General features: G+C 70.3%; 10 protein-coding genes. 6 read left to right on the top strand and 4 right to left on the bottom strand.

All coding sequences use genetic code 11. The features are described 5' to 3' along the window. Positions 1–225: 225 nt before the first annotated feature. Complete coding sequence (locus tag ACVCAG_RS21215; RefSeq protein ID WP_447190149.1) at positions 226–1209, bottom strand: NADP-dependent oxidoreductase; 984 nt, start codon at positions 1207–1209, stop codon at positions 226–228. Between the two features lie 158 nt (positions 1210–1367). Then, positions 1368–2336: a zinc-binding dehydrogenase gene (locus ACVCAG_RS21220; RefSeq protein WP_447190150.1), complete on the bottom strand. Its 969-nt coding sequence runs from the start codon at positions 2334–2336 to the stop codon at positions 1368–1370. Between the two features lie 86 nt (positions 2337–2422). On the opposite strand from ACVCAG_RS21220, the gene ACVCAG_RS21225 reads away from it, so the two are divergent. Next, positions 2423–3685 (top strand): ADP-ribosylglycohydrolase family protein, encoded by a 1263-nt coding sequence (locus ACVCAG_RS21225; RefSeq protein ID WP_447190151.1) that lies wholly within the window; start codon positions 2423–2425, stop codon positions 3683–3685. A gap of 181 nt (positions 3686–3866) precedes the next feature. Here the strand turns inward: ACVCAG_RS21225 and ACVCAG_RS21230 are convergent, their stop codons facing one another. Beyond that, positions 3867–5201, bottom strand: a complete 1335-nt coding sequence (locus ACVCAG_RS21230) for an ATP-binding protein (RefSeq protein WP_447190152.1) — start codon at positions 5199–5201, stop codon at positions 3867–3869. Beyond that, the gene (locus ACVCAG_RS21235) at positions 5198–6100 is read right to left on the bottom strand and encodes a hypothetical protein (protein WP_447190153.1); all 903 of its coding nucleotides are present in this window, start codon (positions 6098–6100) and stop codon (positions 5198–5200) included. The genes ACVCAG_RS21230 and ACVCAG_RS21235 overlap by 4 nt, the downstream gene beginning before the upstream one ends. 469 nt (positions 6101–6569) lie before the next feature. Between ACVCAG_RS21235 and ACVCAG_RS21240 the strand changes: the two genes are divergently transcribed. The 5 genes from ACVCAG_RS21240 (at position 6570) to ACVCAG_RS21260 (ending at position 11817) form a co-directional block, all read left to right on the top strand. Continuing rightward, positions 6570–7415, top strand: coding sequence for an MmyB family transcriptional regulator (locus ACVCAG_RS21240; protein WP_440081582.1), 846 nt, complete (start codon positions 6570–6572; stop codon positions 7413–7415). Between the two features lie 133 nt (positions 7416–7548). Beyond that, on the top strand, positions 7549–7896 hold the full coding sequence (locus ACVCAG_RS21245; RefSeq protein WP_440081583.1) for a hypothetical protein: 348 nt from the start codon (positions 7549–7551) through the stop codon (positions 7894–7896). 597 nt (positions 7897–8493) lie between these two features. Then, a complete protein-coding gene (locus ACVCAG_RS21250) occupies positions 8494–8763 on the top strand; it encodes a hypothetical protein (protein WP_440081584.1) in 270 nt (89 codons plus the stop codon). Next, entirely contained in the window at positions 8756–9400 is a 645-nt protein-coding gene (locus tag ACVCAG_RS21255) for a DUF6879 family protein (RefSeq protein ID WP_440081585.1), read from the top strand. Before ACVCAG_RS21250 ends, ACVCAG_RS21255 begins: the two co-directional genes overlap by 8 nt. 179 nt (positions 9401–9579) lie before the next feature. Beyond that, positions 9580–11817, top strand: coding sequence for an ATP-binding protein (locus ACVCAG_RS21260; protein WP_447190154.1), 2238 nt, complete (start codon positions 9580–9582; stop codon positions 11815–11817). The last annotated feature ends 85 nt before the right edge of the window (positions 11818–11902 follow it).

The raw sequence follows: 11902 nt of genomic DNA on the forward strand, positions 1-11902 counted from the left end.
GGCATGGGTGCGACCGGCTGACCGGCCGTACCCATGCCGCCCCGGTGTCGTGTCGTTGGTTCCCACTGCGGACGACCATCTCCACCTCGCACAGCTCGGATGCCGCCTGCGGACGACATCGACGCTGGTCAACGCCAAGATAGACAAATCCGGTTTCACATCGGTTTCACGTCACCCCCTCCGGCCGGGCCCGGACCCCCGGGCCGGGAAACCCCGGATCCGGTGTCACGGGACGGTGATCACGATCTTGCCGAGGAGATGCCCCTCCTCGCTGAGCCGATGGGCGTCGGCGGTTCTCTCCAGCGGGAAGGTCCTCTCGATCGGCACGCGCAGCGCGCCGCGCTCCAGCAGGGGCAGGACGTCGGCGAAGACCTCCGCCAGGGGAGGCCCGCCGGTACCCCTGGAGAAGCGCACACCGTACTCGGCGGCCCGCCCGTCGGCGATGGTGACCACCCTGTCCGGACCACCGGCCAGCTCGACCGACATGGCGAGCACGTCGCGGCCGGAGGCGTCGAGGACCGCGTCGACACCTTCCGGGGCCGCGGCACGCACCCGCCCTGCCATGCCGTCACCGCCGTCACCGCCGTCACCGCCGTACTCGACCGGCCGCACGCCCAGCTCGCGCAGGAAGTCGTGACGGGCCGGGCTCGCCGTGCCGACCACCCGCACGCCCCTGGCCCGGGCGAGCTGCGCGGCGACCAGCCCGACGCCGCCGGCGACCGCGTGGATCAGCAGCGTGTGCCCCTCCTTCACGTCGAGCTCCCGCAGGGTACGCCAGGCGGTGTCCACGGCCACCGGCAGCGCGGCGGCCTGCTCGAAGGACAGCCAGGCGGGCATGGCCAGCAGGTTCCCGACGTCGGCCGGCACGTGGGTGGCCACGGCGCCGGAGAGGACCCTGCCGAAGACGGCCTGCCCCACCCTCCAGCCCCCGGCACCGGCCCCGAGATCGACAGCGGTGCCCGTACCCGTACCGACGCCGGCCCCGAGGGCGTCGACCGTTCCGGCGAACTCGACACCGACGCCGGCGGGCCCTGCCGACAACTGGCCACGGTCCACGAATCCGCGGCGGAGTTTCCAGTCGATCCCGTTGACCCCGGCGGCCCGTACCGCGACCCGCACCTGCCCGGGACCGGGATCGGGAAGGGGAACGTCGTCGAGGGTGAGCACCTCGGGACCGCCGTAGCGGGCATAGCGGATGGCCTGCGACATGGTTCTCTCCCTCTGAGCGGGTGTGTGCCTGGTCGACGGCGTGGACTGCCGGGGTCCACGGCCCGGGCGCGCCACGGCGAAGGCGCGGGGAAGGCATGGGGGAAGACATGGGAAAGACATGAGGACGGCGTGGGGGCGGCGCCCGGCCGGTGAATCCCTCAGACCAGCAGCAGGGTCTTCCCCACGGTGTCGCGGGCCTCGATCGCCGCGTGCGCCTCGGCGGCCCGATCGAGGGGAAAGGTCTGTCCGATGACCGGCCTGATCCGGCCCGCCGCCGCCTCGGCCAGCGCCAGCCCGGCCAGCCGCCTGCCCTCCTCCGGGACGAACTGCACCTGCTCCATCCCGCGCACGCTCACCCCCCGCCGCCCGGCCTCCTCGGGGTCGATCCGCGCGAAGCTCCCACCGGGCACTCCGTACGTGAAGAACCTGCCGCCGTTCGCGACGATCCCGAACGCGTCCTGGCCGATCCGCCCCCCGGCGCCGTCGAAGACCACGTCCACCCCGGCACCGCCGGCCGCCTCCCGGACCCGCTCGGGCCACCCCGGCTCGGAGTGGTCGACCACGGTGCCGGCTCCCAGCTCCCGGGCCAGGCCGAGTTTGCGCCCGCCCCGGGCGGTCGCGATCACGTGGGCGCCGGCCGCGTGGGCGAGCTGTACCAGCAGGGTGCCGAGCCCTCCGGCCGCCGCGGTGACCAGCACCCGCTCCCCGGGCTTGACCTCGGCCGCGCCCGCCAGGCTCAGCGCGGCCGGGCCGATCTGGAGAAGCGCCGTCGCCTCCCGCACGCCCAGCCCGTCCGGTACGGGGACGAGAGCCTCCACCGGGACCACGGCCCGCTCGGCGTACCCTCCGTCGCCGGTCATGGCGATGACGTCGCGGCCGACCCAGCCGGAGTCGACCCCCTCCCCGGCGGAGACCACTCGCCCGCCCACCCCGCCCCCCGGCACGTACGGTGGACTCTGGCCGAAGAACTCGGCACCCCAGCCGGTACGGAGCTGCGTCTCGAGGGACAGGACATCGACGACGGACACCCCGACCACGACCTGCCCGGCTCCGGCGACCGGCTCCGGCGAGCGGGCCACCACGAGTACCTCCGGCCCCCCGAACGCGGTCACCTGGACAATGCGCATGTCGACCACTTTCTCTCGATGTCCTCGCGCACAGTCTCGAACCTGAAGTTAAGTTGATGTCAACCGGCAACGAAAGGATCGTGCCCGTGCGTCCTCCCGTCCATGACCTGCCGAACCATCTCGGCCGCGTGAGAGGCTGCCTGCTGGGCGGCGCGCTCGGCGACGCGCTGGGGGCTCCCGTCGAGTTCGAGTCGATCAAAAGGATTCGCCGGCAGCACGGACCCGAGGGGCTGACCGGCCTGGTCCCCGACTGGCGCGGCAAGGTCGGCCTGATCACCGACGACACGCAGATGACGCTTTTCACCGTGGAGGGACTGATCCGCGGCGGTGACGTCGCCGCCGTCCGGCGCGCCTACCTGCGCTGGCTGGACACCCAGCAGCACCGCTCCCCGCCTCCCGCCTCCCCCGCGCACGACCGCACCGCCGCCCGCCCGGCGCGCGTCTCCTCCCCGGCCACGAACGACCGTCCGGCGAACGATCCCGCTCCGGCCCCGTCCGGGAACGACCCGGTCCGCACCGGCCTGCTCCGCGAGCAGGAGTGGCTCTACTCCCAGCGGGCCCCCGGGAACGCCTGCCTGTCGGGCCTGCGCGACCGCAGGGCCCGCCAGGCGGGCGCCCCCGCCCCGTTCGGCGAGCCCGGACCGGTCAACCCCGGCTCCAAGGGCTGCGGGACGGTCATGCGCTCGGCCCCCTTCGGCCTGGGCGCGCGCAGCGCCCGCCACGCCTTCGACCTGGCCGCCGAGTGCGCCCAGATCACCCACGGCCACCCCACCGGCTACCTGGCCGCCGGCGCCTTCGCCGCCATCGTCCACTTCCTGGCGGAGAACGAGTTCCCGGCGGAGAACGGGTCCTTGACGGAGAACGGGCCCGGCGGGGCGGACGGGCCCCCGAAGCCGGACGAGACGCTCGCGCGGGCCGTACGGAAGGCGATGGACCTGCTGGCGACGTACCCCTCGCACGAGGAGACCAGCCTGGCGCTGCGCGGCGCCGTGTCCCTCGCGGCGCGGGGCGGCCCGAGCCCGGAGAAGGTGGAGTCGCTGGGCGGCGCGTGGGTCGCCGAGGAGGCGCTCGCCATCGCGGTCTACTGCGCCCTGACCCACCCCGCGCCCGGCGACGTCGGGCGGGCGCTGCTGCTCGCGGTCAACCACTCCGGCGACAGCGACTCCACCGGCGCCGTCTGCGGCAACCTCTTGGGCACCCTCCACGGTGAGGCGGCGCTCCCCGCCGACTGGCTCGCGCACCTTGAGGGCCGGGACGCCATCACCGAGCTGGCCGACGACTTCGCGGCCTGGTCCGCCGGGAACCACGAGATCACCGACGCCTGGCGCAGGAAGTACCCGGGCGCCTGACCTCTGGGCTTCCCCGGTGGTGAGCCCGCGTCCAGCCGATGGCGAGGGCGCCTGCCGCGTCGCGGTGGACCTGGCCCGAGTGGCTGCGGTGCTGCCGTGGACCTGGGCAAGCCGGTCGGGACGAGCGCCTGGCTCGTCGTGCGTCCGAACCGTCCGATCCCTTCGCGTACGGTCCAGGCCCTCACGCCGTCCGCGTGCTGAGCGGGAGACGGAGGACGAAGCGCGCTCCGCCCGAGGACGCGTCCTCGACGTGGAGGGTGCCGTGGTGGGCGCGGGCGATGTCACGGGCGATGGCCAGGCCGAGCCCGGTGCCGCCGCGGTCGCGGCTGCGGGCGGTGTCCAGCCGGGCGAAGCGCTGGAAGATGTGCTCGCGCTCCGCTGGAGGCACGCCCGTGCCGTCGTCGGTGACGCTGAGCTCGGCTGTGCTCCCGGCGCGGCGCACCGTGACCACCACGTCGCGCACGGCGTGCCGTTGCGCGTTGTCCAGCAGGTTGTCCAGCACCCGGTTGATCTGTTCCGGGACGGCGTCGGCCGTCATGCCGGCGGTGAGGTCGAGCCGTGCCGGGTGCGGATCGCCGGTGCGGCGCGCGGTTCCGGCCTCGGCCAGTACGGCCAGGTCGACGGACTCCAGGGCGGCGGGCGGTGCCGCTCCGATCCGGGCCAGCATGAGGAGGTCGCTGATGATGGCCTGCAGCCGGTCCACATCGCCCAGGGAGTGTTTCACCAGGTCGGCGAGGTCGGTCTCGTCGGGGTGAAGTTGCGCCTCCTCCAACTTGACCCGCAGCCCGGCCAGCGGAGTGCGCAGTTCGTGCGAGGCATCGGTGGTGAAGCACCGCTGGCGGTCGAGCGCCTGCTGCAACGACTCGGTGACGCGCTCCAGCTCTGCGGATATCGCGCGCTCGCGGGTGTAGTGGCGGGCGTTGTCGACGCACACCGCGGCGCGGCCGACCAGTTCCTCGGCCAGGGCGAGGTCGTCCTCCTCGAACGCGTCCTTGCCCTTGGCGCGATAGAAGCTCACCACCCCGAGCGTGACGCTCCGGGCTCGCACCGGCACCGTGATGAGCGAGTGGATGCCCTGCTCACAGATTCTCCGGCCGCGCTCGGGATCCTGTGCCAGCCACCCGAAAGCAGTGGACAACACCGGGCCGAGCACCGGCTGCTCGGTGGCGAGGCTGCGCCCCTGCGGCGTGGAAGGGAGCGGGTGGATGAGCGCGCCGAGCTGGTACAGAGCGGTCCCCTCCCCGATGCCCGCGAAGGCGACCCGGCGCAGCCCCGCGTCCATGCCGACGGGCTCGTCGCCCCGCAGGACGCAGTCGGCCAGGTCGACGGCGACATAGTCGGCGAACCGGGGGACGGCGACCTGGGCCAGTTCCTCGGCGGTCCGGGTGACTTTCAGGGTGGTGCCGATGCAGGAACCCGCGTCGCACAGCAAGGTGAGTCGCTCACGCGCCCGCAGGGCGAGCCGGCCGATGCCCGGCTCGCTCATGGCGAGCAGCCACCCGTCGGTTTCGGTCACCTTCCTCCCCCGTCCGGCCGGGCCTCCTGGCCGTCGGTGAGCCTCGCCTTCACCGCGATGGCGGTGGAACCGCTGATCGACTGGGCCACAAGCGTGGCGGTGCGGCCGTCCGAGAGGGCCATCTTCACCATCGCCGCCCGGCCCTGCGCGACCAGCCTCACGGCGGCGTCCTCCAGGGCGAGCCGATCACGGCGGCACAGGTCCAGGGGCGTGGAAGCCGTCGCGACGCCTCCTTCGGGCGCCCGGAGGAACTCCTCCACCAGGGCCCGCTCGCGTTCGACCACCATTTCGAACAATCGCCGCTCGACGGCGGCGGCCGATCGCCGGGCCAGGACCATCATCTCCGCGTTGGCCGTGTCCTTCAGGCAGACGACGCTGATGGCTCCGTTCATCCGCCCGCTGAGCGGGTGGCGTATCGGGGCGCCCACGCCGGTGAGCCCGCGCAGTTCCTCCGCGAAGTGCTCGTTGCCGGTGACCTGGCAGATTCGCCGTTCCACCAGCGCCGAGCCAAAGGCGCTGGTGCCCATGTCCGCCTCGGCGAAGTGGAACCCTGGCGCGGCGCCGACCGCGTCCATGGTCCGGCACAGGGCCGGATCGCCCTCGTTGCGCAGGAACAAGACCCCACTCGCATCGCCCAGGAACATGGTCACGGGGGTGCCCTTGATGACGGTACGCATCCGCTCGAACACGGGCCGGGCCGCGCGCACCACTCCGCAGTCAAAATCAAGATCACCGGACAGGCGCGGCCTCACGGCGCTGGGCATGAGTCCCGCCTCCTGGCACCGCCGCCACGATTGCAGGGTCGCGGCGCGCACCTCGTTCCCCGTGAGCTTCCCGTCCAGGAACCACTCCACGAGCTTCTCGTCGGGCCCTCCCCCGTCGTCCCAGCCGTCTGCCATCCTGCCCACTCCAAAACATCCACACGGTGAGCTTTATGTACCTTTCATCCAGAATACGGAGGAAGCGCATTTCTAATCCCATACCGTGGCAAAGATTTCTAATCCCATATCGCGGCAAAGAAATGCCAGGCCCTGGCCTTCCCTGGCGGAGGTCAAGCCCGGGCATCCGGGGGAGCTGACCGCGCTCGTGCCGTTCGAGCTCGTCGATGCGGTCCCTGACGGGATCGACGCGGTCCTTACGGGACACGCAAGGTGCGGCACCGCCTGCGTTGTCTGCCCTCGCGGGCCCGGGGTCCGCTTCCTGCCGGGGAGGAGGCGTACGCCGGAACGGGGAACGCCCGTCTCGCCCTCCTCCGGGCGGGGGCGGTCACAGAGAGGGCATCCTCCACTGTCAGGCAGGGTGATACCGGGCCGTGGATGGGACAGGCGGTACCAGGCTGTACCTCGTAAAACGTCTCATACTGGATAAATGACCGAAAGCGGAGAACTGGGCCCCGCGCTGCGGCACTGGCGTGACCGGGTCGCCCCGGCCGCGGTCGGGCTGCCCGGCGGCGGGCCGCGCCGCGCGGCGGGCCTGCGGCGCGAGGAGCTGGCGATGCTCGCGGGGGTGTCGGCCGACTACATCACCCGCCTCGAACAGGGCCGGGCGACCTCCCCGTCCGCGCAGATCCTCACCGCGCTGGCGCGGGCGCTGCGGCTGTCCACCCAGGAACGCGAGCACCTGTTCCTCCTCGCGGGGCAGCCACCGCCCACCGCCGGGCGCATGTCCACCCACATCACCCCGAGTGTGCAACGACTGCTCGCCCAGCTGGACGGCGCACCCCTCAGCGTCAGCGACGCCTCCTGGAACCTGATCAGCTGGAACCGGCCGTGGGCCGCGCTCTTCGGCGACCCCTCCCTGCTGGTCGGGCGCGAGCGCAACGCGGTCTGGCGCCACTTCACGGGCCTGCCGGGGCGCGTGAGCCACACCCCGGAGCAGGAGACCCGCTTCGAGACGGTCGCGGTCGCCGATCTCCGGTCGGCGACCGCCCGCTACCCCGCCGACACCGATCTGCGCTCGCTCGTCACCGACCTGCGGAACGCCAGCCCGCGCTTCGCGGAGCTGTGGGACAGCCATGTCGTCGGCGTCCACGAGTCGGACCGCAAGACCGTCCACCACCCCGACGTCGGCCCGCTCACGCTCGACTGCGACGTGCTCACCGTTCCCGGCAGCGACCTCCGCATCATCGTCTACAGCGCCGCCCCCGGCACCGAGGCCGCCGACAAGCTGAAACTCCTCACCGTCATCGGCACCCAGACCATGCGGCCGTCCTGACGCCCTCGGTGAAAACCTGGTCGATCGTCTCGTACGGCGAAGCCGGCGGACGCCCGCTCGCAAGGAACGGGGGGCATCACCGGGTCGCCGGCGTGACAAGCTTCGCGGCGGCGGGCTACCGCCGTTCTGGAACATGGCCGACACTGAACACATGTCGAGACGCGCACTGACCTGGTCGGGTGTAGCCGTGGCACTGGTGGCACTGGCCACGCTGGGGTGGTATTTCATTACGGTCGGCCTTGATCGTGCGGATAAGCTCGCCAGCGTTCTCGGAGCGTTTGTCGGACTGCTGGGGCTGGGGCTGGCGGTTTATGGCGCTTTTTCCTCGCGCCCCGAAGAGGCCGCACCCGAACCCGAGGCCGGTGGTGTTCACAACGAGATCAGCGGCACCGTGCACGGCAACGCCGTGCAGGCCAGGGATATCGAGGGTGGGATCACCTTCGGTGCTCCGAAGCCGCACGGAGCACCGGACACGGACTGACCATCCTTCACGGAGCCGGCGTTCAGGTCCCACCGGCAGCTCCGATCCGCTGTTCCTGTCCGGACCGGCACTCCGGCAACAGGGCGTGAGTCGTGCGTGTGGAACCTGCCGTAATCGACCACCAGACGCCCCAGATGGGGTTGTGACCTGCCACGACACCGGAACTTCCGCTCCCTTTCTCGTTAATGTGCGAGCCCTTGACCCAGGAAAGCCATGCGTGCACTGTTCGTACCATGGTGCCCTTCAAGTCTCCAGAGTCCACTGATCACTAGAATCGATCATCGATGAACTGGATGTCGGGATATGCGGCCATAGCGCGAATCCGGAAAAGTCTGCCACGGTCCACCTGATCGCCATCCCTCCACTCAAGGTCGACTCGGCGTAAGGCCACCGTAACCCTGCGCATCGACAATCAGCGAAGCGGTGCGATACGACGAACACTTTTCACTCAGACCGCTTTACTCCTGATTTCGGACCGGCCGTTTGTTTTTTCGGCTATTTTTGCGTGACAACTCACTCATTCCGTTGTCCCAGAGAACCGTCCAACATATGCTCCGCACAGGTGAAAACGTACAGCCAAGCCGAGTGGAGGCGGGCATGGCTCGTTCCTGGGAGGCGGACCCTTCCGCGTCGTTCGAGCGACGATTAGGAAAGTCGGCCAAAGAGTTAGACAAATCAGACGGCCGCGACGAATGCCCAGATATCTGGCAGCTCAGCAATGGTGACATCGCGGTGATCGGCAGGGACCTCACGGCTGCCTACAGTCCTCACCTGCCGGAGGGCGTGTCCCTCGCACCGGACGAGCGACTGGTCGTCATCCCGGGCATCATGCTCAGCACAGCCAAGGCGGACATCGCCGATGTTTGATCCCCGTGCCCCTTTCGTCGTTCCCGGGCGGGGCGTGCCCGCGCAGGGCGAGAAACTCGTCAGGGAAGCCTACAGACGCGACTTCCGGCAACGGGACGCACAGGTTCGCAACCGTGACTCCTGGAAGTTCGAGCGGCGGCAGCACTTCGAGGAGCAGGGCAGTCCAAGCCGTGACGCGTTTCGCCGAGGCGATTGGGACGAGGCGCTACGGCTTCTCGAGGAGAGACGAGACGATCTGCTCGCGCTCACCCGAGAGGACGAACGGCGCGGCTCCTTCTTTCACCGGGTACGCGTGGTCGAGACGCCGCTCACACCGTATATGCGGTGGGAACTGCACTCGCTGCGAATCCGTGCCGAATGCGGTGAGCGGATCCGTGTGATCGGCGTGGAAAAGGTGGCAGCCTCGGAGAGGACCGATCCGCTGCCCGAAGTGGTCATCCTCGGCGGCCGGACCCTCTACTACGTCCTCTACACCGCGACCGGCGTCCCGGACGGCGCGGTTCGCTACACCGATCCCGGCATCATCGAAAATTGGGAGAAATACATCAAAGACCTCTATGAGGGTGGAGAAGATGTGATTTCCTACTTCGACCGCGAGTTGACCTACCTTCACTCGCCCGGGACGAAGCTGGAGTAGGCGTCAACAGGACCAGAGAAGAAGAGGAGCGCCCCGGCGGCTCGCGTTCAGAACTGTCGGGGTCCTCTCGTGATGTCGTACAGGCCAGGGACGTCAGTGGCGGAGTTCACTTCCACGAGCATGGCAAACCGGGCCGGAGCGACCCCACCAACCCCACCCCACGGCAACTACCGGCCGATGTGCGCGGGTTTGTCAACCGCACCGGCGAGTTCGAAGAGCTGAACACGGTACTGATCGGTGAGGACGGCGACCCACGCGTCATCTCGGTGTATGTGATCGCCGGGACGGCAGGCGTAGGGAAGACATCGCTCGCACTGCGCTGGGCCCACCAGGTCCAGGATCGTTTTCCCGACGGGCAGCTTTATATCAATCTTCGTGGCTATGACCCGGGAGAGCCGGTCACCGCCTACAAGGCTCTGCACCGTTTCCTGGTCGCTCTCGGCGTCCGCGCCCATTCCGTGCCGCAGGACGTCGACGCCGCCGCCGCGCTCTATCGCTCGCGGCTGGCCGGCCGCCGGGTGCTGATCGTTCTGGATAACGCGGCGACGGCGGGTCAGATCCGTCCCTTGCTGCCTGGCAGCGCGGGCTGTCTGGTCGTCGTCACCAGCCGCAACCGCCTGTCAAGTCTCGCCGTACACGACGGAGCACACCGGCTGACGCTGGGCACGCTGCCCGAGCCGGAGGCCGTCGCCCTGCTGCGGGCCGTCACCGCCGGATACCGTCCGGAGGACGACGAGGAGAAGCTGACCGAACTGGCCCGGCTGTGCGCCCGGCTGCCGCTCGCCCTGCGCATCGCCGCCGAACGCGCCGTCAGCTACCCGCACATGCGGCTGGACGACCTGATCGCCGACCTGCGTGACGAGTCCGCCCTGTGGGACGCCCTGAGCACGGGGGACGACGAAGAGGCCGGAGCCGTCCGTACGGTGTTCGCGTGGTCCTACCGTGCCCTGCCCGAGCAGGCCGCCCGGCTGTTTTGCTTACTGGGCCTGCATCCAGGTCCCGAGTTCGGATTCCACGCCGCCGCGGCCCTGGCCGGATCGTCCCCCAGCCGGACCCGGCAGCTTCTTGACTCCCTGGTCGGCGCCCATCTCCTGGAACAGACGGCACCCGGCCGTTACCAGTTCCACGACCTGTTGCGTGCCTACGCCGCCGACCAGGCACAGCAGGAGGAACCGCCCGAGGAACGCGAGGTCGCGCTGCGCCGGGTGCTGGAGTGGTACCTGCACACCGCCGACGCCGCCCAGAGCTGGATCAATCCCGCCGAAGCCCGGGTGGAACTCGCACCACCAATGGACGGTGTGCATCCGCTGACCTTCTCCGACTACAACGGCGCCGTGGACTGGTCCGAGCGTGACCACACGAACCTCCTGCAGGCGATCAGGAGCGCCGCCTCGACCGGGCAGGACCGGCTCACCTGGCAGCTGTCGGCCGTCCTGTCGAACGCGCAGTCTCCTTCAGCACCGGTCGCCGACTGGTTGGCCGTGGGCCGCCTGGGGCTGGCGGCGGCCGAACGGCTGGGTGACCGCGTCGCGGAAGGGCAGCTGCTCACGGAGCTGGGCATGGGATACACCCGGATCAATCACCTGGCCGAGAGCCTCGAATGCCATCGGAACGCGCTGGCGATCTGGCGCGAGCTGGACGACCGGCTCGGCGAGGCACACTCGCTCAACCTGATCGGGTTGGTGCATCTCCGCACGAGACGGCTGGACGACGCCGCGGAGCACTTCGAGCAGGCCGCCGCCGCCTTCCACGAGCGGGACTCCGCTCACTGGGAGGCCACCATGCTGTCCAATCTCGCCAGTACTCACTACCACGCGGGCCGCCTGCCGGAGGCCGCGGACGCCGTCCGGCGTGCGCTGGCGGCGCACCGGTCCCTGGACAACCAGCGCGGTGAGGGCAACGTCCTGCGCCTCATGAGCGAGCTCCAGCGGGAGCAGGGAGAGGTGCGGGAAGCCCTGCGGTCGGCCCAGGCCGCGCTGGACATCGCCCTCGGCCTCCGCAACCACCGGCTGGAGGGCTTCTGGCTCATCACCCTCGGCAACGCCCAGCAGGCCGACGGCCGCTTCGCCGACGCGCTGGACTCCTACCACCGCTCCGCCATGCTCCATCGCCGCCTCGGTGACCGCAGCCGGGAGGCGCTGGCCTGGCATGGTGCGGGCGAGGCCTACCGCCACCTCGGCCGTCACACGGAGGCGGCCGACTTCCACCGCCAGGCCGCCGTCGTCCACCACGAACTCGGCGACGCCTGGAACGAGGCCCTGGCCCTCGACGGCCTGGGGGCGGCCCTGCTCGACGAGGACTCCGAGGCGGCTCACCGGCACTGGACGGAGGCACTGAGTCTCCTTTCCGGCTATGACGACCCGCGGGTGGTGGCGGTACGCGACCGCATCGGTCTGCGGGTGACGGAAACGGATTAAGCCGACCAGGAACAGACGCATGAGACCTGGCCGTTCACCTTCGACGGCCGGGTTACGGAAGGCAGGACCTACGAAGGGAGAACCG

This window comes from Streptosporangium sp. G12 (genome assembly GCF_052983175.1).

Coding starts and splice junctions, on each gene's coding strand:
- ACVCAG_RS21215 (WP_447190149.1), bottom strand. CDS start 1,209: ATGTCGCAGGCCATCCGCTATGCCCGCTACGGCGGTCCCGAGGTGCTC.
- ACVCAG_RS21220 (WP_447190150.1), bottom strand. CDS start 2,336: ATGCGCATTGTCCAGGTGACCGCGTTCGGGGGGCCGGAGGTACTCGTG.
- ACVCAG_RS21235 (WP_447190153.1), bottom strand. CDS start 6,100: ATGGCAGACGGCTGGGACGACGGGGGAGGGCCCGACGAGAAGCTCGTG.
- ACVCAG_RS21240 (WP_440081582.1), top strand. CDS start 6,570: ATGACCGAAAGCGGAGAACTGGGCCCCGCGCTGCGGCACTGGCGTGAC.
- ACVCAG_RS21245 (WP_440081583.1), top strand. CDS start 7,549: ATGGCCGACACTGAACACATGTCGAGACGCGCACTGACCTGGTCGGGT.
- ACVCAG_RS21250 (WP_440081584.1), top strand. CDS start 8,494: ATGGCTCGTTCCTGGGAGGCGGACCCTTCCGCGTCGTTCGAGCGACGA.
- ACVCAG_RS21255 (WP_440081585.1), top strand. CDS start 8,756: ATGTTTGATCCCCGTGCCCCTTTCGTCGTTCCCGGGCGGGGCGTGCCC.